Consider the following 24712-nt stretch of genomic DNA (forward strand, 5'->3'; position numbering starts at 1 on the left):
GGCCAGACAAAGTGGCAACCGCCCATCACGGCTTCGCCTGGATTCACCCGTTCGGCAACTGCAACGACTGCGACCAGTATTATCAGATGCTGGCCCGCGCCGACCTGGGCCACGATGCTGCGCTTGAAGGCTGGTGCATTTACGTCCTGCAAGGCATCCTCGACGAATTGCGCAAGGTCGACCGCCTCGCCGACTATGGCTACCTCCAGGAAAAAATCCTGATCCCGGCTTTGGCCGTATCGCGCGAGCGCGGCCTCATCACTGCGGACGAACACACCGTGCTGCTGACCGTGATGAAGCTGAAGACCGCCAAGTCCGCCGACCTCGCACCCGGCATGCCCGCACTCGGCGACGCGCAGCGCACCTACCAGCTCAGGAAGCAGGTGGACCGGAAGATGCTGCAGCCCATCCACGAGGGCGCGCGGCAGTACTCGCTGTCCTTCACCTCCAGCTACCTGCTGCGCGGCGTGGTCAAGGCGCTGGGCGAGCAGGGCTTCATCCCGGCCTCGCTGAACTAGCCAACGGCGGCGATGGCTTCGATCTCTATCATTGCCTCCGGCGCGTACAGCGCCGCCACTTCGACGATGGTGTCGGCCGGGTAGGGCGGCGCGAACCACAGGCGGCGCAGCGCCACGATGCGCTCGAAGTGCGCCATCGACGTCAGGTAGATGGTCACCTTGATGACGCGCCGCAAGTTCGAGCCGCCGGCCAGCAGCACCCGCTCCAGATTGCGGAAAGCCTGCGCCGCTTGCGCATCGAAATCGTCCGCGCCGACGATGGCGCCGTCGTCCCCGACCCCGGCCTGGCCGGATATATAGAGCAGCCCGCCGGCGCGGATCGCCTGCGACAGCAGATAGGGCGCGTAGGGATCGGGCGTGGTATGGATCTGTTCCAGCTGCATGGCATCTCCTTCGATGACTGAGTTAAAATGAACTGAAGCACATTATGCGAACAGCGCCCCAAGGCGGCAAACGATCATTCCTCATCCAATAGATGAGTAAAACTAATCAATAGACCAGATGAGAAAACTGCCCGCCATTGGCGCGCTGCGCGTGTTCGAAGCGGCCGCGCGCCGCCTCAGCTTCAAGGACGCGGCCGAGGAGCTGAACGTCACGCCCACCGCCGTCAGCCACCAGATCAAGCACCTTGAGCAGGCCATCGGCGTCGAGCTGTTCGAGCGCGGCCCGCGCCGCGTCACCCTCACCGCCGCCGGCCGCCAGCTGTTCCCCACCTTGCGCGACGGCTTCGACAGCATCGAGCGCGCCATCGAGCAGCTGGTGCGCGCGCAGGGTGCGCAGGTGGCGCGGCTGTCCTCCACCGTCGCCTTCATGGCGCGCCGCCTGGCCACCCGCGCCGGCTCCTTCCGCGACGCCTATCCCGACTGGACGCTGCGCCTGGACGCGTCCAACGAACTGGTCGACCTCGACGCCGATGCCGACGCCGCCATCCGCTACGGCAGCGGCCTCTATCCCGGCCTGCTGGTCGAGCACTTGTTCGAGGACCGCTTCGCGCCCGTGTGCAGTCCTCTGCTCAACATCCGCAGCATGCGCGAGCTGCGCCGCGCCACCCTGATCCACTTCGAATGGGGCGAGGCGGTGCGCGGCGACGAGCGCGCTGTCGAGTGGCGCCAGTGGCTGGCCGCCGCCGGCGCGGCCGGCATCGACGCCGACACCGGCGTGTCCTTCAGCGAGGAACTGCACGCGGTGCAAGCGACCATCGCCGGCCAGGGCGTCGGCCTGCTTAGCCTGACTTTGGTGGAGGAGGAACTGGCTGCGGGCGTGCTGGTGCAGCCGTTCGAATTGTCGCTGCCCAGCTTCCGCTACGACCTGGTGTACGGCGCGCGCGCGTCGGCGCGTCCGGCCACGACGGTGCTGCGGCATTGGGTGCGCGAGCACTTCGGCGCGCACTGATCGGCGCCCCAAAGTGCGCGCCAAAGTGCGCGCCAAAGTGCGCCTGTGCGCGCAAGGCTTCCTTGCCCGCGCATCGAAAAAACGCGCGCGCATTTTTTCATTTCGCGCACGCGCATGATCGCGGCCGGCGACGCGCCGCGCGCGAAAAAATCGGCGCGCAGCGTCCGCATTTGATGAACTAATGTGCGATAGCGCGCCTATCGTGCAAAAAAGAGTGCGAAAGTGAGTTGTGCCGGTTGCGCACCGACAAGGTTTTCGTGTAATTTACGAGATTGAATTTGCGTGATTTTTTTTGTGCGGTTTTTTCTGCCGCGCGCGCCCGCAAAACGATCAACAAAATGGGATTCGAGACACGCACGAGTATGCACAAGACCACACCGTTTTTGCGATGACCGCCTTGCCTGGGTATGACCAGGCCGGGCGGTTTTTTCTTCAAAAAACAAAAACGTGATGTGGCTGCGATGGGGAACACCGGTGCTGAACACACGCCCGCCACCCGCCAACATCGTAACAAGATTTAGTGCGCCGGCCGTTCCGTGAACGCCGGCGTCGGGGCTGAAGCGCTGCAAACGTGAGGAGTTGCAGCAGTTCAGCTGGTGCCGAATTCATTAGCGCAAACCATCCGTTTGCGCCGATGAATAATTCGCCTGGCCAGGGGGCCGGACGGGTTTTAATCTTGTGCGTAATTCTCATCTCTAGATGAAGGAGAGACCAAAATGGCTACAGCAAAAGCAAAGAAAGAAGTAAAGAAACCAGCGGCTAAAGCAGCCGCTGCCACCAAACCGGTTGCCAAGAAAGCCGCCGCGAAACCAGCCGCCAAGGCCGTGGTAAAAGCTGCCGCTAAACCAGCAGCCAAGCCAGCAGCGAAAAAAGCCGCCGCCAAGCCGGCAGCGAAACCAGCTGTGAAAAAAGCCGCCGCCAAACCGGCAGCCAAGCCAGCAGCGAAGAAGGCCGCCGCCAAACCAGCAGCCAAGCCAGTAGCGAAAAAAGCCGCCGCTAAACCAGCAGCCAAGCCAGCCGCTAAAGCAGCAGCCAAGCCAGTGGCCAAAAAAGCCGCAGCGAAGCCAGTAGCGAAGAAAGCCGCCGCTAAACCAGCAGCCAAGCCGGCAGCAAAGAAAGCCGCCGCCAAGCCAGCAGCCAAGCCGGCAGCGAAAAAAGCCGCCGCCAAGCCAGCCGCTAAACCAGCAGCCAAAAAAGCCGCCGCCAAACCAGCAGCCAAGCCGGCCGCCAAGAAAGCCGCCGCCAAGCCAGCCGCTAAACCAACTGCAAAAAAAGCCGCTGCTAAACCAGCCGCCAAGCCAGCAGCCAAGAAGGCAGCCGCTAAACCAGCAGCTAAACCGGCAGCTAAGCCAGCAGCTAAGCCAGCAGCCAAGAAAGCCGCTGCCAAACCGGCAGCTAAACCAGCCGCTAAAAAAGCCGCCGCCAAGCCAGCCGTGAAAGCCGCTGCTAAACCAGCCGCCAAGCCAGCCGCCAAACCAGCAGCAGCCAAGCCTGCGGCGAAAGGCGTCGCCAAGCCAGCAGCAAAAAAGGCGGTTAAGGCAGTTGCCAAGCCGGCAGCTGCCCCGGTTGCAGCCGCTCCGGCCGCGCCAGCTCCAGTAGTGGCCAAGCCGGCCGCGAAAAAGCCAGCCGCGCCTAAAGCTGCCGCTCCCAAGAAGGAAGCCGCCAAGCCTGCCGCCCCTGCTGCTCCTGCTGCCGCCGCACCGGCTGCCGCACCAAGCGCCAAGACCGCGCCGACCCCGGCCGCCGCCTGGCCATTCCCGACCAGCACCCGTCCATCCTGAGCTGAGTCGTCGCTAGCCTTATGAGGCGAGGCCGCTGTGTGAGACAATCACACAGCGGTTTTTTTATGGAGGGAGCCCGTGCTTAGTATCGTCATGCTGATAGTGGACACCGTCGCCGGTTTGCTCGGCGCTGTCCTGTTGTTGCGCTTCTGGATGCAAGCCATCCGTGTGCGTCCGCCATCGTCGGTGGCGCAATTCACTTTCCAATTATCCGACTGGCTGGTGCGCCCCCTGCGCCGGGTGGTCCCGGGCGTGGGCGGCTTCGATTGGGCCAGCCTGATCGGCGCCTTCCTGATCGTGTTCCTGGCCACCTCGGTGCTGTTCTTCGTCGGCGCCGCGTGGCAGACCGTGCTGCTGGCGGCGCTGTACCGCTTCCTGCAGTGGATACTGTACGGCTTCATGGCCATGCTGGTGATCGAAGCGATCTTCAGCTGGGTCAACCCGCACGCGCCGCTGGCGCCCTTCATCCGCGCCCTGAACGAGCCGCTGCTGCGCCCCCTGCGCAAGGTGGTGCCGCTGGTGGGCAATCTCGACCTGTCGCTGCTGGTGGCCCTGATCCTGCTGCAGATCGCGCAGCTGGTCCTGGGCATGCTGTTCGGCCGATAAACAAAAAGGGGACGCCGCGGCGTCCCCTTCTTCATGGCGCTACCGGCGCGCCCTTATTCGTAACGGTAACCGAACGCCGCCTCGAAGCGCTCGCCGATCTCCGCTTTCGTCAGCACGTGGTTCTGGCCGCCCTTGTGCGCGATCTTGATCGCGCCCAGCAGGCTGGCCAGGCGGCCGGTGGTTTCCCAGTTCAGATCATGCGTAATGCCGTACAGCAGACCTGCACGGTAAGCGTCGCCGCAGCCGGTCGGATCCAGCACCGCCTCGGCCGCCACGGCCGGAATGTCGATGCGCTGGCCGCCGGTGTAGATCTCCGAACCCTGCTCGCCGCGCGTGACGATCAGCGCCTCCAGGCGGCCGGCGATGTCCTGCAGCGTCAGGCCGGTCTTCGACATCAGCAGCTCGATCTCGTAGTCGTTGCAGGTCACATAGGTGGCCTTGTCGATGAAGGCGATCAGCTGTTCGCCGTTAAACATCGGCATCTGCTGGCCCGGATCGAACATGAAGGGGATGTTCAGCGCGGCCAGGTCGTCGGCGTGCTTGAGCATGCCCAGGTGGCCGTCCGGCGAAATAATCGCCACGCGCGCCGGGCCGGCGTTGGCCACCGGGTTCTCGTGCGCGAACGACATGGCGCCCGGGTGGAAGGCGTTGATCTGGTTGTTCTCGCTGTCGGCCGTCACGAAGCACTGCGCCGTGTAGGCGTCGCCCTTGATCAGGATGTTGGCGGTGGAGATGCCCAGCTTCTGCAGGCGCGCCAGGTAAGGGCCGCTGTCCTGGCCCATCACGCCGACGATGCGGCCTTCGCCGCCCAGCAGCTTGAGGTTGTAGGCGATATTGCCGGAGCAGCCACCGAACTCGGTGCGCATGGTCGGCACCAGGAAGGACACGTTCACCTTGTGCAGCTGGTCGGCCAGCAGGCTGTCGGCGAAGCGGCCTTCATGCTGCATGATGAAGTCGATGGCGAGCGATCCGCAGATCAGGGAGGTCTGGTTCATGATAGGTTCTTATGGATAGAAAACAGCGATGTGATAGCCCGATGCCTTGACCTGGGCTAGTTCGAAATACAGCTTCACGGATTGTTCGGAACGCGGCGCGAAGCCTTTGGCCATGTCCGCCGCGCCGGCCGCATTGACGGCATTGGCCGCCGGCGCCAGATAGTCGCGCGGCGCGAACACGCGCCGCAGCACGGGCTTGCCGGCGTCGTCGTTCAGTATCAGCTCGATGTGCGGCCAGGCCTGCGCGGTGCGCGCGCCGTTGCGCAAGGTGGTGGTGAAGCTGAAGACATTGTCGGCCAGCGTTTGCAGCTCGCCCTGTTCGATGCTCAGCGCGTCGATCTGCGCCGGCAGGTCCACCGTGCAGCCGGCCAGCGCGCAGGCCGACACCAGCGCCGGCTTGAGCGAGGGCACGGCGGCCGCCAGCGGGTTGCGGAAGGTGCCCAGCACCTGCGCGGCCAGCGCGGCCAGCAGCAGCGGCACGCCCAGCGCCATGGCGATGCGGGCGGCTTTGCCGACCTGCTTGCGGCGGCGGTCGCGTTTGACGAAGCCGGGTTCGTCGTCGTCCGCGCTGTCCGCATTGCGGCCGGTCTGGCCGGAGGAGACCGGCGTGGCGGGGCCGGTGGCGGCGTTGCTGGCTGTAGTCGCGGTGGCCGCAGCCGTGGCCGCGCTGGAGAGCGTGACGACGTCGTCATCGTCGTCGGCTTCGGCGGCGCCGGGTTCAAGGCGCGGCTCCGCAGCCTCGGGGAATTCCTCGCTGCGGGGCGGGAAGGCGTCCAGCTCGAAACTGTCGTGCAGCGCGACGGCGGTCAGGTGCTCGTCGGGCAGATCCAGCGTGGGCTCGCGGCGGCCGTCGGCGTCCTCCTGCGGCGCATCCAGGCGGTCTTCGCGGTCTTCATCATCCAGCGCGGACAGGGGCGGATATTCAGGACGTGGCGGCTCGGCCTCGTGCACCGGCAGCGCGTCTTCGGAAGCATCTTCCTCGGCGGCGGGCGGCACGCTGAGCGGCTCCGCAACCGGCTCGTCCTCGAGCGCGGCGTCCAGGTCGACGTCCACATCAAGATCGAGGTCCAGGTCGAAGGTCTCAACGCCGGGTGTGACGGGGACCGGGACCGGGATCGGATCAGGCGCCGGCTCGGCCTCCAGCTCCTCGTCCTCGGCGCGCGCGTCGAGCGTGGTGATCAGGGCGTCGAGTTCAGGGGAGGAGGTGGGCGCCGGAGTGGGCGCCGCTGGCAGATCGATAATGACGGGCTGCTTGAGCGCCGGCTCCACCAGCGCGGCATTGCCGTCGAAGACTTCATTGCAGGCGCCGCAGCGCACTATGCCCCCACGTAATTTCAACTGGTCGTGGGCGACCCGAAATATCGTGTTGCAGTGGGGGCATTTGGTGGCGAGCGCCATCGGGCTAGCGCGAGCTTAGCGGGCCGGTGGAACAGTGTCGCTGCCCAGCACGCCGTGCAGCGCTACCCAGCCGTCCAGCTCAGCCCACACGCCCAGCTTGATGAACGGCGCATACGCGGCCGCCACTTCCTCGGCCTGGCGCGCCAGCACGCCCGACAGGATCAGCGAACCGCCGTCGGCCACGCGGCCCGACAGCATCGGCGCCATCAGCTTCAATGGGCTCGACAGGATATTGGCCACCACGGTGTCGAAGCGCGCCGTGGCGTGCGCCGACTCGGCGAAGCTGTCCGGCAGGAAGTACTCGATCTCGCCGACCTGGTTGCGCTGCGCGTTGTCGCGCGCCGACTCGATCGCCTGCGGATCGATGTCCACGCCCGCCACCGCGCCCGCGCCCAGCTTCCTGGCCACCATGGCCAGGATGCCCGAACCGCAGCCGTAGTCCAGCACCGTCTTGCCCGGCGCCGGATGCGCCTCCAGCCACTCCATGCACAGGCGGGTGGTCGGATGCGAACCGGTGCCGAAGGCCAGGCCCGGGTCCAGCTCCAGGATCAGCGCGTTGGCGTCCGGCGCCTCGTGCCAGCTCGGCACCACCCAGATGTTCTTGCCGATGTGGATGGGCTCGAACTGCGACTGCGTCAAACGCACCCAGTCCTGCTCCTCCACGCCGCGCAGCGTGAACTTCGGCACCTCGGCCAGGCTGATGGCGGCGGCCGCTTCCGCCACGATGGCCGCCTGGTCGGCGTCCTCGCCGGTCAGCGCCACCACGCGGGAATGGTCCCACGCCGCCTCTTCCGGCTCCATGCCCGGCTCGCCGAACAGGGGCTTCTCGGCGTCCGTGCCTTCATCGGCATCTTCCACCGAGACGGACAGGGCGCCCGCTTCCATCAGCGCGTCCGACAGCGCCTCGGCATGGTCGCGCGCGACCTCGATGACGATTTCTACGTAGTTCATGCGCCCGCCTTAGGCATCGCTGCCAGTTTCTGTTCCAGGTAATGGATGTTGGTGCCGCCTTCGATAAAGCGCGCGTCCACCATCAGCTCGCGGTGCAGCGGGATGTTGGTCTGGATGCCCTCGACCACCATTTCCGACAGCGCGATCTGCATGCGGCGGATGGCCTGCTCGCGGGTGGCGCCGTAGGTGATGACCTTGCCGATCATCGAATCGTAGTGCGGCGGCACGTAGTAGCCGGCGTAGGCGTGCGAATCGACGCGCACGCCGGGGCCGCCCGGCGCGTGCCAGGAGGTGATGCGGCCCGGCGACGGCGTAAACTTGAACGGGTCTTCGGCGTTGATGCGGCACTCGATCGAATGGCCGGCCAGCATCACGTCGCGCTGGCGGAAGCGCAGCTTCTCGCCGGCGGCGATGCGGATCTGCTCCTGCACGATGTCGATGCCGGTGATCATTTCGGTGACCGGATGCTCCACCTGCACGCGGGTGTTCATCTCGATGAAGTAGAACTCGCCGTTCTCATACAGGAACTCGAACGTGCCCGCGCCGCGGTAGCCGATCTTGCGGCACGCTTCGGCGCAGCGGTCGCCGATCTTCTCGATCAGCTTGCGCGGGATGCCCGGCGCCGGCGCTTCCTCGATCACCTTCTGGTGGCGGCGCTGCATCGAGCAGTCGCGCTCGCCCAGCCAGACCGCGTTCTTGTGCTCGTCGGCCAGGATCTGGATCTCCACGTGGCGCGGATTCTCCAGGTATTTCTCCATGTAGACTTCCGGATTGCCGAACGCGGCGCCGGCTTCCGCCTTGGTCATGGCCACCGCGTTGATCAGCGCCGCCTCGGTGTGCACCACGCGCATGCCGCGTCCGCCGCCGCCGCCGGCCGCCTTGATGATGACCGGGTAGCCCACCTTGCGCGCGATCTGCACGATGGCTTTCGGGTCGTCCGGCAGCGCGCCGTCCGAGCCGGGCACGCAGGGCACGCCGGCCTTGATCATGGCTTGCTTGGCCGACACCTTGTCGCCCATCATGCGGATCGACTCGGCGCGCGGGCCGATGAACACGAAGCCGGATTTCTCCACGCGCTCGGCGAAGTTGGCGTTCTCCGACAGGAAGCCGTAGCCCGGGTGGATCGCTTCGGCGTCGGTCACTTCAGCGGCGCTGATAATGGCCGGCATGTTCAGATAGCTCAGGGCGGAGGAGGCCGGGCCGATGCAGACCGACTCGTCGGCCAGCTTCACGTACTTGGCGTCCTTGTCGGCTTCGGAGTGGACCACCACCGTCTTGATGCCCATTTCTCGGCAGGCGCGCTGAATACGCAGCGCGATTTCACCGCGGTTGGCAATGAGGATTTTTTCAAACATGGCAGGTTCTGTGTTTGTGGGGAGCGGCTGCTCCAGGGTGAGAGAGTGCGGAAGATCGGAGCGGCCGGTGGATGTGTCCACGGCCGCGGGTCCGACTTAGCCGATCACAAACAGGGGTTGGCCGAATTCGACCGGCTGGCCGTTTTCCACCAGGATCTGGGTCACAACGCCGGACACGTCCGCGTCGATTTCGTTCAGCAGCTTCATCGCTTCGATGATGCACAGGGTGTCGCCTTCCTTGATGGACTGGCCCACTTCGACGAAGGCCGCCGCGCCGGGGGCGGACGAACGGTAGAAGGTGCCCACCATAGGCGACTTGACCACGTGGCCGGTAGGCTCAGCGGGGGCAGCCGGGACGCTGGCGACCGGTGCCGGCGCCATCGGCGCGGCGGCGTGCTGGTATTGTGGCTGCATGCCTTGCGGCTGCATCATCACCACTTGGTTTTGCGGCATGGCCGACGACTTGACGATGCGTACTTTGCTCTCGCCTTCCGTCACTTCCAGCTCCGCGATATCCGATTCAGCGACCAGGTCTATCAACGTCTTGAGCTTGCGTAGATCCATCTGAGACTCCCTGTGTATCTTTGTTATGTGATTGTGGGCAGCAAGCCTTTGTGGGGCGTCGCCGCGATAAATGCGCGCAGATCGCGTAGATTAACGGATTTTAAGGGCAAAGTCGATGGCTAAGCGATACCCGTCTATGCCCAGTCCGCAGATCGTTCCTTGCGCGACCGCGCTGAGAAATGAATGGTGGCGGAATTCCTCGCGCCGGTAAATGTTCGAAATATGGACTTCAATAAACGGTATCGCCACCCCGGCCAGCGCATCGCGCAGGGCCACGCTGGTGTGCGTCAAACCGCCCGGATTAATCACGATGGCGTCCACCCCCTCGCCGCGCGCGGCGTGGATGCGGTCGATCAGCGCGCCTTCGTGGTTGCTCTGGAAACTGGCCAGCTGCGCGCCTGCCGCCGCCGCCTGCGCCTGCGCCGCCCGCTCCACGTCGGCCAGCGTGTCGTGGCCATACACTTCGGGCTCGCGCGTCCCCAGCAAATTCAGGTTGGGGCCATTCAGCAACAGGAGTTTTTTTGCCATGTGTCCAGACCAATTTCCGCGAAAGTTTCGCATTTTGCCGTCAACAGCGACCCTTGGCAAGTAAAAATATATTGCCGATTTTCTTACATACTTGCAAGATCTGCACGCAGCTCATCGAACTTCAGGCGGCCCAGATAGGTCTTTTTCACTTGGCCGTTGGCCCCTATCAGCACGGTAAACGGCAGGCCGCCATGGGCGTTGCCCAGCTGGCGCGACAAATCCGTGCCGCTCATGCCGCCCACGTACACAGGATAGGCGATTTTGTGTTTTTCCGCGAATTCGGCGATGTTTGTGGGGCTATCGATGCCGATGCCGATGATTTGCAGGCCCTTGCCGGCCTGCTCGCCCTGCAGCGCGGACAGTTCCGGCATCTCCTCCACGCAGGGGCCGCACCAGGTGGCCCAGAAATTGACCACCAGCGGCTTGCCCTGCCATTGCGCCAGCGCCTGCTCCACGCCCTTGCCGTCCTTCAGCTTCTGCTGGAACAGCGCCGCCACCGGAGCTGCCAGCGGCGCGGCCGGCGCCGCAGCCACGGCGGCAGGCTGGTTGTTGTGCAGGCTGGCCCACACGCCGGCGCCGCCGCAGGCGATAGCGATCGCCGCATATACGAGATAGTTCTTTTTAGACATTATGTTTCTTGGTGAGTACTAGTTATTAATAGCGCGCGCACGCCGGCGATGTCTGCGCGCAACGGTTTGCCGTCGCTGCGGGCCTTCAGCGCGCCGCGCATATCGTCCAGTTCATACAGCGCCGCGTGCACGCCTTCCTTCTGCCACAGGAAGCTGACCGTCTCCACCGGCTCGTAGCGCGGCCCCTTGAAGTGCGGCGTTTCCGACAGGTCGATATTCAGGTTCTTATTTAACAGGAAGATCTCCACTTCCTTGGCGCTGTCGGCAAACAGCTGCAAATGGATGTCATCGTGCGGCCCGGCGGTGCCGTTCAGCACGGCGCCGGTCAGGAAGGGATTGTACTGCTCCAGCGCTTCCATCACCTGCAGCGCCACCGTGCGCAGGCGGAACAAACGGGCCGGCTGGGTGTCCGCGTTGAACAGCGCGTGGTACAGCCGTACCTCTTCCTCGATCTGGTGGTTGTCGGGCAGGGCGCCGGCATTGGCGCCGGCCTGCTCGCCCAGCACTTGGCGCGCCGCCTTGCGCTTGGCCGTGCCGTAGTCGGCGCCGTCGGCCGCGATCAGGCGCGCGGCGGCCGCCGCGATCTGCGCGCGCAGTAGCTGAATGTCATCGTTTGGGGGAGGCGTCATGTCCGAGATCATACTCTGAACCGGAAGAGGCCACGCGTCAGGTAAAATCACCGTCCTGACAGACTGTTCGTGTTCCCCAAGCACTCTCAACATGCATATTCATATACTCGGTATTTGCGGCACCTTTATGGGCGGCCTGGCCGTGCTGGCCAAGGAGGCGGGCCACCGCGTCACCGGCTGCGACGCCAACGTCTACCCGCCGATGAGCACCCAGCTCGAAGCCCAGGGCATCGAACTGATACAGGGCTTCGGCCCGGAACAGGTGGCGCTCAACCCGGACCTGTATGTAATAGGCAACGTTGTTTCGCGCGGCAATCCGCTGGTGGAAGAAATCCTGAACCGCAGCCTGCCCTACGTGTCCGGCCCGCAGTGGATGGGCGAACACATCCTGCGCGACAAGTGGGTGCTGGCCGTGGCCGGCACGCACGGCAAGACCACCACCTCGGCCATGCTGGCCTGGATACTGGAAGACGCCGGCTACGCGCCCGGCTTCCTGATCGGCGGCGTGCCGATGAACTTCGGCATCTCGGCGCGCCTCAGCGGCACGGCCGGGGGCAAGGCCGTCGATTCCGCCTTCTTCGTCATCGAAGCGGACGAATACGACACCGCCTTCTTCGACAAGCGCAGCAAGTTCGTGCACTACCACGCCAAGACCGCCGTGCTGAACAATCTCGAATACGATCACGCCGACATCTTCCCCGATCTGGGCGCCATCGAAACCCAATTCCACCACCTGGTGCGCACCGTGCCCGGCATCGGCCGCGTCATCGCCAACGCCGACGAGGCATCGCTGGGGCGCGTGCTCAAGCGCGGCTGCTGGAGCGAGCAGGAAAGCTTCGGCGGCGCGGACGGCGCCAATTGGACGCTGAAGGAATACGAAGACGGTAGTTTCGACGTCATCTTCAACGGCGAGACCGCAGGCAAGGTGCAGTGGGAGCTGACCGGCAAGCACAACCGCTCCAACGCGCTGGCCGCCATCGCCGCCGCGCGCCACGTCGGCGTGCCGATCGCGCAGGCGGCCGAGTCGCTGGCGCGCTTCGTCAGCGTCAAGCGCCGCATGGAAGTGCGCGGCGTGGTCAACGGCGTCACCGTCTACGACGACTTCGCCCACCATCCCACCGCCATCGCCACCACCGTGGGCGGCCTGCGCAAGAAGCTGCGCCATGACAGTGCTCAGACGGGCCGCATCCTGGCCGTGCTGGAGCCGCGCTCCAACACCATGAAGCTGGGCGCCATGAAAGACGCCTTGCCTGGCAGCCTGGCCGAGGCCGACCTGGTGTTCGGCTTCGGCAGCGAAAAAGCGCTGGGCTGGAGCCTGGGCGCGGCGCTCGCGCCCATGGGCGCCGTCGCCAGCGCCTACGACGATATCGGCGTCATGGTGGATGCCATCGTTGCGCAGGCGCAGCCGGGCGACCACATCGTCGTCATGAGCAACGGCGGCTTCGGCGGCGTGCACCAGAAGCTGCTGGAGGCGCTGGCCCGATGATTCTGTACCTGCACGGATTCCGCTCCTCGCCGCAGTCGATGAAGGCGCGGCTGATGGGCGAGCGCATGGCCGCGCTGGGCCGCGGCGCGGAGTATCTCTGCCCGCAGCTGCCCGCTTCGCCCAAGCTGGCCATGGAGCTGGCGCTGTCCTTGCTGGACGGCGTGCCCGCGCAGCAGCTGGCGGACGAGCTCACCGTGGTCGGCTCCTCGCTGGGCGGCTACTACGCCACCTGGCTGGCCGAGCGCCTGGGCTGCCGCGCGGTGCTGCTCAACCCGGCCATTGTGCCGCGCCAGGACTTGCAGAAGCACGTCGGCGTGACCACGCAGTTCCACTCCGACGAGCCGTTCGAATTCAAGCCTGAATATATAGACGAGCTGCGCGCGCTCGACGTGGCGCGCATCACCCGCCCCGAGCGCTACTACCTGATCGCCGCCACCGGCGATGAAGTGCTGGACTACCGCGACATGGTGGCGCACTATCAAGGCGCGCGCCAGGACGTGATACAGGGCAGCGACCACGGCATCAGCGAATTTGCCGACTATATAGAGAGCGTGCTGGAATTTTGCGATGCACGCCGTGGCGCCGGCGGTTCCCTGTGAAGGGCCGCTCGCTGCGTCTTGCGAACTGGCACAGCCACGTTATCGCCGTCAACGCGCCGGAGGCCATGCGCCACTGGCTCACCGGCGGCGGCTCGCTGACGAATAAACTGAAAGCGCACAGCCGCGCCTTCCGCGTGCAGAAGCTGCACCAGCATCCCGCGCTGTGCCTGGCCGACGAGGCCGCCGCCATCGGCCTGCACCGCCCCAGCCGGGTGGTGGAGCGCGAGGTGCTGCTGCGGTGTGATAATACGCCGGTGGTGTTTGGCCACACCGTGGTGCCGACCTCGGCCGACGCCAGCGACTGGCCGCTGTTCAGCGCGCTGGGCGAACGCTCGCTCGGCTCCACGCTGTTCGGCGACCCGCAGGTGCGGCGCGGCGAACTGGAATTCGCGCGCCTGCGTCCCTGCCATCCGCTGGCCCGCCGCGCGCGCGCAGCGGCAGGGATGCAGGACGAACAGATATTGTATGCACGGCGCTGCTTGTACCAGCGCCACAATGGATTGCTGCTGGTGACCGAGGTCTTCATGCCCGAGGTGCTGAGCCTGGCGCCGGCAAGGGCCAATTCGACTTTAGAGAACAGAACATAATAATGAACGTATTTTTCGAAGAATCCGGCGATTTCAAGGTCGGCTCCGTCATGTCCCACGCGGGCGAGGCTTACCAGATTGAAATGGCCAGCGGCAAGCGCAACAAGGTCAAAGCCAAGGACGTGCTGCTGCAGTACGAAAAGCCGGCCCCGGCCGAACTGCTGGAGCAGGCCAAGGCGGTGGCCGCCGAACTGGACCTGGAGTTCCTGTGGGAAGTGGCCGGCGAGGACGAGTTCGGCTTTGCCGAGCTGGGCGCCGAATACTTCGGCCACGCGCCGCTGCCGCACGAAGCGGCCGGCCTGATACTGGGCCTGCACAACGCGCCCATCTATTTCTACAAGAAGGGCCGTGGCCGCTACAAGAAGGCGCCCGAGCAGTCGCTGCGCGCCGCGCTGGCCGGCATCGAAAAGAAAAAGCAGCAGGCCGTGATCCAGGCCCAGTACGTGGAAGAACTGAAAGCCAACCGGCTGCCCGAGAGCATGAAGGCCATCGTACAGCAGCTGCTGTTCAAGCCCGACAAGAACACCATCGAATACAAGGCGCTGGAAGCGGCCTGCAATGAAACGCACCAGAGCCCGCAGCGCCTGATGCTGGCGGCAGGCGGCATCGCCTCGCCGAAGGACTTGCACATGTCCAAGTTCCTGTTCGAGAACTTCCCCAAAGGCGCGGGCTTCCCGGACGTGCCGGTGCCGAGCGCGCCGGCCAAGCTGCCGCTGGCCGCCGTGGAAGCGTTCTCCATCGACGACGTCACCACCACCGAGATCGACGACGCCTTCTCCGTCACCCATCTGGAAGACGGCAAGGTCAAGGTCGGCATCCACATCGCCGCGCCCGGCCTGGGCATCCGTCCGGACGACGCGGTCGACAAGATGGCGCGCGCGCGCATGTCCACCGTCTACATGCCGGGCGACAAAATCACCATGCTGCCGGACAGCATCGTGGAAGCCTTCACCCTGGCCGAAGGTAAGACCTGCCCGGCGCTGTCGCTGTACGCCACGCTGGACCCGGCCGACTGGAGCGTGGTCAGCACAGAGACGCGCGCCGAGCTGGTTCCCATCGCCAACAACCTGCGCCACAACACGCTGGACGAACTGGTCAACGAAGAAACCCTGGCCAGCGGCGAGGGCGACTACCCGCGCAAGGCCGAGCTGGGCCTGCTGTGGAAATGGGCGCTGCAGCTGGAAGCGGGCCGCATGGTCAAGCGCGAAGGCTTCGGCTTGAAACCCGAGCAGAACAACCGCGTGGACTACAACTTCTACGTCGAAGACGACGTGGTGACGGTCACCCGCCGCAAGCGCGGCGCGCCGCTGGACAAGATCGTGGCCGAGCTGATGATCTTCGCCAACAGCACCTGGGGCAAGCTGATGCACGACCACGGCGTGCCCGGCATCTACCGCAGCCAGGGCCAGGGCGTGGGCGGCTGGGCCGCCAAGATGCAGGTGCGCATGCTCACGCACGCCGCCCCGCACCAGGGCCTGGGCGTGGACCAGTACGCATGGAGCACCTCGCCGCTGCGCCGCTACACCGACCTGGTGAACCAGTGGCAGATCCTGGCCGTGGCCGAGAAGGGCGTGGCCGCACCCTTCGTGGCGCCGTTCAAGCACAAGGACGCGAATCTGTTCGCCATCGTGTCCCAGTTCGACGCGGCGTATTCGGCCTATAACGACCACCAGAGCAATATGGAGCGCTACTGGTGCCTGCGCTGGCTGGGCCAGCAGGAGCAGCGCCAGGTGGAAGCGGTGGTGCTGAAGGACGAAGTGTTGCGCCTGTCCGACATTCCGCTCATCATCCGCCTGGCCGGCATGCCGCCCGCCGCGCGCGGCGCCCAGGTCAAGCTCGACATCCTGCGCTGGGATGAAGTGGACCTGAGCGTGGAAGCGCGCCTGCTCGAAATCGTGACCGCCCCGGCCGCGGCGGACGCCGAGCTGGACTACGAAGAAGAGGAAGACGTCGGGGAAGACAGCCCGGCCGAGCACGAGCAAGCCCTGGCCGACGCCGCCGCGCCCGCCGACGAGCAAGCCGAAGTGGCCGACCTCGCCAGCGAAACCGCCGTCACCGAGCCGGCCCCCGAGCAAGCCAGCTAAGCGGACAAACCTGCCAGGCTGAGCCGCATTCGGGGTCAGACCCCGAATGCGGCTCAGCTTGCTGACCTGCCCGATCCGCCACCCCAGGCTCCGCTTGTCGTAGAATGTGCAATCCTTAGATGTTGCCGATGGTTCCTGCGTGAAGTCTTTCCAAGAAAACCGCTTCCTGTATTTCGCAACTGGCTTCTCCCTGCTGGCGCACGGCCTATTGCTGGCCGTGACCTTCGTGGCGCCGAAGAGCTTCAAGATCGAGCCGGCCGACCCCGGCCTGGAAGTCATCCTGGTGAACGCCAAGCACGACAAGGCGCCACTGAAGGCCGACGCGCTGGCGCAGGCCAATCTCGACGGCGGCGGCAAGGCCGACGCCGGCCGCGCCAAGTCGCCGCTGCCGGACATGCGCAAGAACGAAACCGGCGAAAGCGTGAAGGCCACCAAGCGCCGCATCGCCGAGCTGGAGGAAACCCAGCGCAAGCTGCTGACCCAGGCCGTCAAGCCCAATCCGCTCACGGCAGCCCCGGTCACGGAAAAAGCCAAGCCCGACCCCATGCCCACCGGCGCCGACCTGCTGGAAAGCAGCAAGGCCATCGCCCGCATGGCCGCCGAGATCACGCAGACCATTGACGACCAGAACAAGCGGCCCAAGAAGACCTTCATCACCCCCAGCACGCGCGAAGTGGGCTACGCCATGTACTACCAGCGCCTGCAGCGCAAGGTGGAGGAGGTGGGCACGCTGAACTTCCCTCAGAAGAACGGCCGCAAACTGTACGGCGAGCTGGTGGTCTACATCCCCATCTTCCAGGACGGCACCATCTACGAAAAGGAAGGCGGCGTGCGGGTGGAAAAGAGCTCCGGCAACGACGCGCTGGACGAGGCCGCGCTGCGCATCGTGCGCCGCGCCGCGCCCTTCGGCAAATTCCCGCCGAATATGTTGTCCAGCGAACGCGACGACCTGTGGGTCATCATCACCCGTTTTAAATTCACGCGCGAAGAAAAACTGGAATCCAACTTGAGTGGAACTAATTAAAAAATGGATAAGTACTGCGTCTTCGGCAACCCCATCGGCCACAGCAAATCGCCCGACATCCACGCCGCCTACGCGCTGCAGACCGGCCAGCAGCTGACCTATGAAAAGCGCCTGGCGCCGCTGGACGGCTTCCCGGCCGCCGTGCGCGCCTTCGTGGCCGAAGGCGGCAAGGGCGCCAACGTCACCGTGCCCTTCAAGCTGGAAGCCCATAAGCTGTGCGGCGCGCTCACCATGCGTGCGCAGGCGGCCGGCGCCGTCAACACCCTGCTGTTCACCGACGACGGCACGATAGGCGACAACACCGACGGCGCGGGCCTGGTCAATGACATCGTCGGCAACGCCGGCGTGCCCATCACCGGCAAGCGCGTGCTGCTGCTGGGCGCCGGCGGCGCCGCGCGCGGCGCCGTGCTGCCGCTGCTGGAGCACCATCCGTCCCAGCTCACCATCGCCAACCGCACCGTCGCCACCGCCGAGGCGCTGGTGGCGCAGTTTGCCGCCCTGTCCGGCGGCGCGGCCTTGTCCGCCTGCGGATACGAAGCGCCGCGCGGCCAGTACGACATCGTCATCAACGCCACCTCGGCCAGTCTGCAGGCTGACCTGCCGCCGGTGCCGGCCGAGGTATTCGGCCCCGGGACCCTGGCGCTGGATATGATGTACGGCAAGGAGCCGACGGTTTTCATGCAGTTCGCGGCAGATCACGGCGCGATCGTGCGCGATGGCCTGGGCATGCTGGTTGAGCAGGCGGCCGAAGCCTTTCTGGCCTGGCGCGGCGTGCGTCCGCAAACCACGGAGCTGCTGGCCCAACTGCGTTCAAAACTATGACAAAAGCGCGCAAAGCAGGAGCTACGCGCGGTAAATGGTGGTGGGTGAAGTGGATCTTCATCGCCCCGGTGCTGCTGTTCGTCCTGGTGCAGCTGTATTTCCTGGTGCAGATCTGGTGGTGGGTGGACCACAACCCCGCCACCACGTCCTTTATGCGGGCCCAGCGCGAGGCTTTGCAGGAAATCAATCCCAAGGCCAATATCCAGCAGCAGTGGGTGCCCTATGCGCGCATCTCCGGCAACCTGAAAAGGGCGATTATCGCGTCCGAAGACGCCAATTTCTCGGAACATGAGGGTGTGGACTGGGAAGCCCTGCAAAAAGCCTACGAGAAGAACAACAAAAAGAAAAAGGTCGTGTCCGGCGGCTCCACCATTACCCAGCAGCTGGCCAAGAATCTGTTCCTGTCCGGCTCGCGCAGCTATCTGCGCAAGGGCCAGGAGCTCATCATTACTTATATGCTGGAAGCGCTGATGGACAAGGAGCGCATTTTCGAGATCTACCTGAACGTGGTGGAGTTCGGCAAAGGCATCTTCGGCGCCGAGGCGGCGGCCAAGCACTACTACGGCGTCAGCGCCTCCAGGCTTGGCGCGGCCCAGGCCGCCAAGCTGGCCGTCATGCTGCCCAATCCCCGGTTCTATGACAGCCACCGCGATTCCAACTACCTGGCGCGCCGCACCGGCGTTATTTTGAAGCGCATGGGCTCGGCTGAGTTGCCATAAGTTACTATAAGGCATTATTTAGCCAGGGAGGCGGCATGCGGCATCGTCAGCGCGGTATCAGTTTGATCTTGGTGGCGGTGCTGATGGCGGCCGTGGCCGCCCTGGCCATGGCGGCGATTTTCTCCATGCGCTACGAGCGCAACCTGTTCGCCGAAGGCTTGGCCAGGCTGGGCGGCAAGAGTGCGGCCGCCGCGCCGGCGGCGGCCGCTGCAGCTATTTCCACACCCGCCAAGCCGCTGCGCCGCTGCGTGATAGACGGCAAAACCGTGTTCTCCGACACCGAATGCAGCGCAGCCAATGCCACCACCCGAAACGTTGTCGTGCATGAAACAAAGGGCATAGACGCGCCGCGCGGGCCCAAGCCGGACCCGGTCGATGCCGCACCGCAGGATTTGCGCGCAAAAATGATAGAAAAGGCCACCCGCTAGGGCAAAAAACAGCAAGCAAAGGTGGCCTAAAAAAGGCCTTGCGAGTACACTTGCGCTGTTTCGTTTTCTGCGCTTGTGAGCGCCTGGACCCACCGCTGGCTGAGAGTGCCTATGATTAATGTCTTCGTTCTGCAAAATGGCCGTCTCAACCAGGTTCCCATCGAATCCCGTGAAGACCTGGAAAAGCTCGAACCCGTCTGGGTCGACCTGACCGACCCGAACGACGACGAGCGTGCCTGGGTTAAAGCCATTTACGGCGTAACGCTGCCGGGCGAAGACGAAGTCAAGGACATTGAAGCCTCGGCCCGCTACTACGAGGCGGAAAACGGCGACCTGCACCTGCGCACCGACTTCCTGCTGGAAGAAGACGACGGCCCCTCGCGCATCGTCACCGTGGCTTTCATCCTGGCCAAGAAAATGCTGTTCTCGGTCCATACGGACGACCTGCCGGTGTTCCGCCTGGTGCGCATGCGCGCCCGCTCGCGCCCCGGTTCCATCGCCGACTATATGGACGTGCTGCTCGATCTGTACGCCACCGACGCCGAATATTCGGCCGACGCGCTGGAAGGCATCTACCAGAACCTGGAAGAAGTATCCGGCCGCGTGCTGCAGGAAGAATTCACCGACAGGGACGCAGCCGATGCGCTGAGCGCCATTGCTCACGAGGAAGACTTAAACGGCCGCATACGCCGCAACATGATGGACACGCGCCGCGCGGTGAGTTTCCTGATGCGCGGCCGCCTGCTCAATTCCGAGCAATTCGAAGAAGCGCGCCAGATTCTTCGCGACATCGAATCCCTGGACGGCCACACCTCTTTCCTGTTCGATAAAATCAACTTCCTGATGGACGCCACGGTCGGCTTTATCAATATTAACCAGAATAAGATTATCAAGATATTCTCGGTTGCCAGCGTAGCCTTCCTGCCGCCTACATTAATAGCCAGCGTCTACGGCATGAACTTCGACAATATCCCCGAATTGAAATGGGCGCTGGGTTATCCATGGGCCTGGGGCCTGATGATCACCAGCGCCATTGCTCCCTTCCTTTATTTCCGCCACCGCGGCTGGCTGAAATAAATAAAGGCGCCTTGATGGCGCCTTTATTTTATCCGGCCTGCCTAGCCTATGCGCGGGCTGAAATCGAGCGACAGCGATCCGTGGAAGGGAATATCCTGCCATGCGGCGTGAAGAGCCAAAGCCTCCCCATATAAACTGGATTGCACGTCGATGCCGGCCATATTAAATGGCGGCTGCCCGCGCGCGGCGCAGGCGCCATTCACCGCATCAATAAATACATCCAGTTCAAAACTGCCGGCCCAGAGTTGCGTTTGCAAGCCTTCGACGACGGCTTCGACTTGAACCGCCTGCTGGTGTATTGCCGCGTTGCCGATATCGTGCACGGCTTCCATGACGAATTGCGCGTCGGCGCCCAATGCCACTTGGCTTAGAAATCCATGCCGCAGGGGCAGGGCGGATTCCACCACATAATGAATCAGATCATGCGGCAATATGCCCTGGCGCGGCATGAGCGAGTCCGTGGTGCTGCCGTTGTTGCGGATAAAACGGAGCACATCGTATTTGTCCTTGCTGGAACGTTTTTCGGCGATAAGTTTCATGCCGGTAGTATGCCCTTTTCCGCATTGTTAAATTCTCTCCAACAGTCACGAAGGCGAGCTTGCAGGGGGCGGATGTGCCCGATTCTGGTGTGATCGCGCCAGAAACTGGCTTGCTATGGGCGAAAAAAAGCCGCCGCAGCCCGGCAAGGGCGTTGCGGCGGCTGTTTCCAGGACCGGCTTACTTCAGCGTCGCGAATACCTTGCGGGCCGCTGCGATGGTCTCGTCGATTACCGCATCATCGTGCTGGGCGGATACAAAGCCCGCCTCAAACGCCGCTGGCGCGAAATAAACGCCTTCGTCCAGCATGGCGTGGAAGAAGGTGTTGAATTTGGCGCGGTCGCCCGCCATCATTTCGGCGTAGTTATTCGGCGGTACTTCGCTGAAATACAAACCGAACATGCCGCCTTCGGCATCCGCGCAGAAAGTCACGCCCGCTTCTTTGGCGGCGGCGGTTAATCCCGCCGCCAAGCGTTTGGCCGATGCGGCCAGTTTATCGTAGAAGCCCGGCTGTTGAATAATCTTCAGCGTGGTCATGCCCGCCGCCACCGCCACCGGATTGCCCGATAATGTGCCGGCTTGATAAACCGCACCCAGCGGCGCCATTTTACTCATCAATTCAGCGCTGCCGCCAAATGCCGCCACCGGCAAGCCGCCGCCAATAACTTTACCCAGCGCAGTCAGATCCGGTTTAATGCCATACAATTCCTGTGCGCCACCCAGGCCGACGCGGAAACCGCACATGACTTCATCGAAAATAAGAATCGCGCCGTGCTTGGTGCACAAATCGCGCAAGGCTTGCAGGAATGCCGGCGTGCCTTTAATCAGATTCATATTGCCCGCCACCGGCTCTACAATAACGCAGGCGATTTCAGAACCGAAATTGGCGAATGCCTCGGTAATCTGTTCCACATTGTTATAGTCCAGCACCAGCGTATGCTTGACGAAATCTTCCGGCACGCCCGCCGAAGTCGGATTGCCGAAAGTCAGCAAGCCGCTGCCGGCTTTCACCAATAAGGAATCGGCGTGGCCGTGATAGCAGCCTTCGAACTTGATAATCTTGTCGCGGCCGGTGGCGCCGCGCGCCAGGCGCAGCGCGCTCATGGTGGCTTCGGTGCCGGACGACACCAGGCGCACCTGCTCGATCGACGGCACCAGGCGGCAGATTTCCTCCGCCATCTCGATTTCCGCCTCGGTCGGCGCGCCGAAGGACAGGCCGCGCGTGGCCGCTTCCTGCACCGCCTTCACCACGTCCGGATGCGCGTGGCCGACAATCGCCGGTCCCCACGAGCCGATGTAATCTATATAACGCTTGCCGTCCGCGTCCCAGAAGTACGGGCCTTCGGCGCGGGTGATGAAACGCGGCGTGCCGCCCACCGAGCGGAACGCGCGCACCGGCGAGTTGACGCCGCCGGGCGTGGTTTTCTGGGCGCGCGCGAACAGCGTATCGTTCTTCGATTCAGTCATGATATCTCTTTGTCATTAAGTTGAAAGTTGCGGTTGGGCACCAGCTTGCCCATGCCGTAGCGCTGGGCGTGGGCCAGCGCGCCCTGGGTATAGTCCTGCGCCAGCGCCACGGCGGTCGGCGTGTCCGCGCCGCGCGCCAGGTAGGCGGCGATGGCGGCAGACAGCGTGCCGCCCGCGCCCAGGAAGGGGCCGGGCAGGTGCTGCCAGGCGTCGTGCCGCACCATGCCGTCGGCGCCGTACAGCGTGTTGGCGCGCACCGCGTCGCCGTGGCCGTTGCCGGCCGGGGTGCCGGTCACCAGCACAAACTCGCAGCCCAGGTCGATCAGGTAGCGCACGTTCTCTTCGACGGTGGCCTCGTCGCCGCCATCCCCCTCGCGCCAGGTTTCAGCCAGGTGCCCCAGCTCCACCTGCGACAGCATCAGCACCGACGCCTGCGGCACCAGCAGCTGGCGCACGATGGTGAGCAGCTCGTCGGCGTCCTCGCCCGCTTCGGGCAGGCGCGAACTGAAAGGATCGAGCACCAGCGGCGCGTCCGGATAGTCGGACACGATTTCGGCGATGGCCGAGGCGTGCTCCATGTTTTGCAGCGCGCCGATCTTGAAGGACGACACCTGCGCGTCCTCCAGCAGCACGCGGGCCTGGTCGGATACCCAGTCCGGATCGGTCTCCTGCAGGTCTTCGATGCGGGCGCTGTCGCCGATCAGCAACGCGGTGGTGACGGCCAGGCCTTGGCAGCCCAGGGCGGAGAACACGGCCAGATCGGCGGTTACGCCGGCGGCGCCCACCGGGTCGACGGCGCCAAATGTCAGGATAAGGGGAGAAGTTTGGTTTTGCACGGCGGGTAGATTAAGATACCTGATTCGGCATTTTACTTGATAGAAGGTGACACAACGTGAGTAGCAATGATACAACGCAGGCATACCAGACGTGGATGTGCCTGATCTGCGGCTGGATCTACGACGAGGAAGCCGGTTTGCCGGAAGAAGGTATCGCTCCCGGCACGCGCTGGGCCGACGTGCCGATCAACTGGACCTGCCCGGAATGCGGCGCGCGCAAGGACGATTTTGAAATGGTGGCGATTTAAGCTATCTTGTCGGTATATCTCGGTGAATAAATATGACGAATACGCCGCAAGCGACCGGTTTGAAAATTATGGTGATCGACGATAGCAGCACCATTCGCCGGTCCGCCGAGATATTCCTGAGCCAGGCGGGCTACCAGGTGGTGCTGGCCGAAGACGGCTTCGACGCCCTGGCCAAGATCAACGACCACCACCCGGCGCTGGTCTTCTGCGACATCCTGATGCCGCGCCTGGACGGCTACCAGACCTGCGCCCTGATCAAGAAAAGCGCCAAATTCCACGCCACCCCGGTGCTCATGCTGTCCTCCAAGGACGGCCTGTTCGACCGCGCGCGCGGCGCCATGGTGGGCTCGGCCGCCTACCTGACCAAACCATTTACCAAAGACAGCCTGCTGGCGGCCGTGCGCGAGCATACCGCAGGCGCGGCAGCGAACTGAGCGCCGTGAGCACCGTGAGCACCGTGAGCACCGTAAGAATAGCGAGGGCATTATGGCCATACAAAGAATACTGATCGTCGACGATTCGCCGACCGAGCGCTACTACCTGACCGATATCCTGGTCAAGAATGGCTTTTCCGTGTCCACCGCCGAAAACGGCGAGGAGGCGCTGGTCAAGATCAAGGCCGACAAGCCGCAGCTGATCCTGATGGACGTGGTCATGCCTGGCGCGAATGGTTTCCAGGTCACGCGCTCCATCGCGCGCGATCCGGAGCTGCAGGACGTGCCGGTGATTATCTGCTCCAGCAAAAACCAGGAGACCGACCGCATCTGGGGCTTGCGCCAGGGCGCCAAGGACTATCTGGTCAAGCCGGTCGACGCGGCCGAGCTGCTGGCCAAAATCGCCGCCCTTGGCGGCTAAGCGATGAGCGGCGCCGAGACCGGACTGCCCACCACCCCGGCGCCCGAGCCGAGCGGCGCCGAGCGGCGCAGCCGTTTGCGCCGCTATCAGGCGCAGCTGCTCGAGCGCATGCACGACGCGCAAAGCGGCAACAGCGCCGCCGGGCGCGAGCTGGGCGTGCTGTTCGGCGCCAGCCGCTGCCTGCTGGACCTGACCCAGATCGGCGAAATCGTGCCCTGGCAGGCGCCCAGCGCGGTGCCGCTGGCGCGCGACTGGTATCTGGGCCTGGCCAATATCCGCGGCCAGCTCACCGGCGTGATCGACTTCGCGCGCTACCTGGACTACGCGGCCACGCCGGCGGCGGCGGACAGCCGCATCATCACCTTCGCGCCCGGCCTGGGCTTCAACTGCGCGCTGCTGGGCGCGCGCGTGCTCGGTCTGCGCAAACTCGACGACATGACGCCGGCGCCGCTGGCGGACGACGCGCCATCCTGGTGCGTGCAGCAGTTCCTGGACCAGGAGGGGCAGCTATGGTCGCGCCTGGACCTGGCCCTGCTGGTGCGGGAAGAAAGGTTCCTGCAAGTCGGTCTGTAATATTTTTGTCAATAAGGGACGGTG

Annotated in this window: 31 protein-coding genes; 17 read left to right on the forward strand and 14 right to left on the reverse strand. The window is 64.3% G+C overall.

Annotated elements, in window-relative coordinates; genetic code table 11:
* Positions 1 to 11: 11 nt before the first annotated feature.
* Entirely contained in the window at positions 12 to 518 is a 507-nt protein-coding gene (locus tag AC07S4_RS12330) for a hypothetical protein (RefSeq protein WP_494986927.1), read from the forward strand.
* Here the strand turns inward: AC07S4_RS12330 and AC07S4_RS12335 are convergent.
* Positions 515 to 901 (reverse strand): RidA family protein, encoded by a 387-nt coding sequence (locus tag AC07S4_RS12335; RefSeq protein ID WP_494986928.1) that lies wholly within the window; start codon positions 899 to 901, stop codon positions 515 to 517. The two genes, AC07S4_RS12330 and AC07S4_RS12335, sit on opposite strands and share 4 nt — an antisense overlap.
* Before the next feature lie 118 nt (positions 902 to 1019).
* Here AC07S4_RS12335 and AC07S4_RS12340 point away from each other — a divergent pair, with 118 nt between their 5' ends.
* Complete coding sequence (locus AC07S4_RS12340) at positions 1020 to 1910, forward strand: LysR substrate-binding domain-containing protein (protein WP_494986929.1); 891 nt, start codon at positions 1020 to 1022, stop codon at positions 1908 to 1910.
* 197 nt (positions 1911 to 2107) lie between these two features.
* Here the strand turns inward: AC07S4_RS12340 and AC07S4_RS12345 are convergent, their stop codons facing one another.
* Both AC07S4_RS12345 and AC07S4_RS12350 read right to left on the reverse strand, forming a co-directional pair.
* Positions 2108 to 2479 (reverse strand): hypothetical protein, encoded by a 372-nt coding sequence (locus tag AC07S4_RS12345; RefSeq protein ID WP_494986930.1) that lies wholly within the window; start codon positions 2477 to 2479, stop codon positions 2108 to 2110.
* A 101-nt stretch (positions 2480 to 2580) separates the two neighbouring features.
* The gene (locus tag AC07S4_RS12350; protein ID WP_494986931.1) at positions 2581 to 3459 is read right to left on the reverse strand and encodes a hypothetical protein; all 879 of its coding nucleotides are present in this window, start codon (positions 3457 to 3459) and stop codon (positions 2581 to 2583) included.
* A gap of 49 nt (positions 3460 to 3508) precedes the next feature.
* Between AC07S4_RS12350 and AC07S4_RS12355 the strand changes: the two genes are divergently transcribed.
* A complete protein-coding gene (locus AC07S4_RS12355; protein WP_494986932.1) occupies positions 3509 to 3691 on the forward strand; it encodes a hypothetical protein in 183 nt (60 codons plus the stop codon).
* Positions 3692 to 3784: 93 nt separating this feature from the next.
* Positions 3785 to 4297 (forward strand): YggT family protein, encoded by a 513-nt coding sequence (locus AC07S4_RS12360; protein WP_161073883.1) that lies wholly within the window; start codon positions 3785 to 3787, stop codon positions 4295 to 4297.
* Between the two features lie 53 nt (positions 4298 to 4350).
* On the opposite strand, the gene AC07S4_RS12365 is transcribed toward AC07S4_RS12360, so the two are convergent.
* From AC07S4_RS12365 to AC07S4_RS12400, 8 genes are all read right to left on the reverse strand, one after another.
* Positions 4351 to 5292, reverse strand: a complete 942-nt coding sequence (locus AC07S4_RS12365) for a carbohydrate kinase family protein (RefSeq protein ID WP_494986933.1) — start codon at positions 5290 to 5292, stop codon at positions 4351 to 4353.
* Positions 5293 to 5301: 9 nt separating this feature from the next.
* Positions 5302 to 6690, reverse strand: a complete 1389-nt coding sequence (locus tag AC07S4_RS12370) for a DUF3426 domain-containing protein (RefSeq protein ID WP_494986934.1) — start codon at positions 6688 to 6690, stop codon at positions 5302 to 5304.
* A 15-nt stretch (positions 6691 to 6705) separates the two neighbouring features.
* On the reverse strand, positions 6706 to 7641 hold the full coding sequence (gene prmA / locus AC07S4_RS12375; protein WP_494986935.1) for a 50S ribosomal protein L11 methyltransferase: 936 nt from the start codon (positions 7639 to 7641) through the stop codon (positions 6706 to 6708).
* Complete coding sequence (gene accC / locus AC07S4_RS12380) at positions 7638 to 8996, reverse strand: acetyl-CoA carboxylase biotin carboxylase subunit (RefSeq protein WP_494986936.1); 1359 nt, start codon at positions 8994 to 8996, stop codon at positions 7638 to 7640. Before accC ends, prmA begins: the two co-directional genes overlap by 4 nt.
* A 96-nt stretch (positions 8997 to 9092) precedes the next feature.
* Positions 9093 to 9560, reverse strand: a complete 468-nt coding sequence (gene accB, locus AC07S4_RS12385) for an acetyl-CoA carboxylase biotin carboxyl carrier protein (RefSeq protein ID WP_161073859.1) — start codon at positions 9558 to 9560, stop codon at positions 9093 to 9095.
* A gap of 90 nt (positions 9561 to 9650) precedes the next feature.
* Positions 9651 to 10088: a type II 3-dehydroquinate dehydratase gene (gene aroQ / locus AC07S4_RS12390; RefSeq protein WP_494986937.1), complete on the reverse strand. Its 438-nt coding sequence runs from the start codon at positions 10086 to 10088 to the stop codon at positions 9651 to 9653.
* Between the two features lie 83 nt (positions 10089 to 10171).
* Positions 10172 to 10717 carry a TlpA family protein disulfide reductase gene (locus AC07S4_RS12395; RefSeq protein ID WP_494986938.1) on the reverse strand — a complete coding sequence of 182 codons (546 nt, stop codon included), beginning with the start codon at positions 10715 to 10717 and terminating at the stop codon, positions 10172 to 10174.
* The gene (locus tag AC07S4_RS12400) at positions 10717 to 11346 is read right to left on the reverse strand and encodes a hypothetical protein (protein ID WP_494986939.1); all 630 of its coding nucleotides are present in this window, start codon (positions 11344 to 11346) and stop codon (positions 10717 to 10719) included. The genes AC07S4_RS12395 and AC07S4_RS12400 overlap by 1 nt, the downstream gene beginning before the upstream one ends.
* 91 nt (positions 11347 to 11437) lie before the next feature.
* Here AC07S4_RS12400 and mpl point away from each other — a divergent pair, with 91 nt between their 5' ends.
* The 9 genes from mpl (at position 11438) to corA (ending at position 20172) form a co-directional block, all read left to right on the forward strand.
* Positions 11438 to 12832 carry a UDP-N-acetylmuramate:L-alanyl-gamma-D-glutamyl-meso-diaminopimelate ligase gene (gene mpl / locus AC07S4_RS12405; RefSeq protein ID WP_494986940.1) on the forward strand — a complete coding sequence of 465 codons (1395 nt, stop codon included), beginning with the start codon at positions 11438 to 11440 and terminating at the stop codon, positions 12830 to 12832.
* On the forward strand, positions 12829 to 13431 hold the full coding sequence (locus AC07S4_RS12410; protein ID WP_494986941.1) for a YqiA/YcfP family alpha/beta fold hydrolase: 603 nt from the start codon (positions 12829 to 12831) through the stop codon (positions 13429 to 13431). The genes mpl and AC07S4_RS12410 overlap by 4 nt, the downstream gene beginning before the upstream one ends.
* Positions 13428 to 14018 carry a chorismate--pyruvate lyase family protein gene (locus tag AC07S4_RS12415; RefSeq protein WP_494986942.1) on the forward strand — a complete coding sequence of 197 codons (591 nt, stop codon included), beginning with the start codon at positions 13428 to 13430 and terminating at the stop codon, positions 14016 to 14018. The genes AC07S4_RS12410 and AC07S4_RS12415 overlap by 4 nt, the downstream gene beginning before the upstream one ends.
* A 2-nt stretch (positions 14019 to 14020) precedes the next feature.
* Positions 14021 to 16102: a ribonuclease catalytic domain-containing protein gene (locus tag AC07S4_RS12420; RefSeq protein ID WP_494986943.1), complete on the forward strand. Its 2082-nt coding sequence runs from the start codon at positions 14021 to 14023 to the stop codon at positions 16100 to 16102.
* Between the two features lie 139 nt (positions 16103 to 16241).
* On the forward strand, positions 16242 to 17126 hold the full coding sequence (locus AC07S4_RS12425; protein WP_161073852.1) for a TonB family protein: 885 nt from the start codon (positions 16242 to 16244) through the stop codon (positions 17124 to 17126).
* A 3-nt stretch (positions 17127 to 17129) separates the two neighbouring features.
* The gene (gene aroE, locus AC07S4_RS12430; protein WP_494986944.1) at positions 17130 to 17948 is read left to right on the forward strand and encodes a shikimate dehydrogenase; all 819 of its coding nucleotides are present in this window, start codon (positions 17130 to 17132) and stop codon (positions 17946 to 17948) included.
* A complete protein-coding gene (mtgA, locus tag AC07S4_RS12435) occupies positions 17945 to 18667 on the forward strand; it encodes a monofunctional biosynthetic peptidoglycan transglycosylase (RefSeq protein ID WP_494986945.1) in 723 nt (240 codons plus the stop codon). The genes aroE and mtgA overlap by 4 nt, the downstream gene beginning before the upstream one ends.
* A gap of 35 nt (positions 18668 to 18702) precedes the next feature.
* Positions 18703 to 19095: a DUF4124 domain-containing protein gene (locus AC07S4_RS12440; protein WP_494986946.1), complete on the forward strand. Its 393-nt coding sequence runs from the start codon at positions 18703 to 18705 to the stop codon at positions 19093 to 19095.
* Between the two features lie 111 nt (positions 19096 to 19206).
* Positions 19207 to 20172: a magnesium/cobalt transporter CorA gene (corA, locus tag AC07S4_RS12445; protein ID WP_161073848.1), complete on the forward strand. Its 966-nt coding sequence runs from the start codon at positions 19207 to 19209 to the stop codon at positions 20170 to 20172.
* Positions 20173 to 20213: 41 nt separating this feature from the next.
* Here the strand turns inward: corA and AC07S4_RS12450 are convergent, their stop codons facing one another.
* The 3 genes from AC07S4_RS12450 to thiD form a co-directional block, all read right to left on the reverse strand.
* A complete protein-coding gene (locus AC07S4_RS12450) occupies positions 20214 to 20711 on the reverse strand; it encodes a hypothetical protein (protein WP_494986947.1) in 498 nt (165 codons plus the stop codon).
* Between the two features lie 178 nt (positions 20712 to 20889).
* Positions 20890 to 22176, reverse strand: coding sequence for a glutamate-1-semialdehyde 2,1-aminomutase (gene hemL / locus AC07S4_RS12455; RefSeq protein WP_494986948.1), 1287 nt, complete (start codon positions 22174 to 22176; stop codon positions 20890 to 20892).
* Entirely contained in the window at positions 22173 to 23012 is an 840-nt protein-coding gene (gene thiD / locus AC07S4_RS12460) for a bifunctional hydroxymethylpyrimidine kinase/phosphomethylpyrimidine kinase (RefSeq protein ID WP_494986949.1), read from the reverse strand. Before thiD ends, hemL begins: the two co-directional genes overlap by 4 nt.
* Before the next feature lie 95 nt (positions 23013 to 23107).
* Here thiD and AC07S4_RS12465 point away from each other — a divergent pair, with 95 nt between their 5' ends.
* Genes AC07S4_RS12465 through AC07S4_RS12480 form a run of 4 tightly spaced genes read left to right on the forward strand, consistent with a single transcriptional unit; the run spans position 23108 to position 24688 of the window.
* Positions 23108 to 23260, forward strand: a complete 153-nt coding sequence (locus tag AC07S4_RS12465) for a rubredoxin (RefSeq protein WP_057153170.1) — start codon at positions 23108 to 23110, stop codon at positions 23258 to 23260.
* A gap of 32 nt (positions 23261 to 23292) precedes the next feature.
* The gene (locus tag AC07S4_RS12470) at positions 23293 to 23694 is read left to right on the forward strand and encodes a response regulator (RefSeq protein WP_494986950.1); all 402 of its coding nucleotides are present in this window, start codon (positions 23293 to 23295) and stop codon (positions 23692 to 23694) included.
* A 52-nt stretch (positions 23695 to 23746) separates the two neighbouring features.
* Positions 23747 to 24115 (forward strand): response regulator transcription factor, encoded by a 369-nt coding sequence (locus AC07S4_RS12475; protein WP_161073840.1) that lies wholly within the window; start codon positions 23747 to 23749, stop codon positions 24113 to 24115.
* Positions 24116 to 24118: 3 nt separating this feature from the next.
* Positions 24119 to 24688 (forward strand): chemotaxis protein CheW, encoded by a 570-nt coding sequence (locus tag AC07S4_RS12480; protein WP_494986951.1) that lies wholly within the window; start codon positions 24119 to 24121, stop codon positions 24686 to 24688.
* The last annotated feature ends 24 nt before the right edge of the window (positions 24689 to 24712 follow it).

The sequence above is a fragment of the Pseudoduganella sp. GW821-FHT05F09 genome, assembly GCF_059419605.1.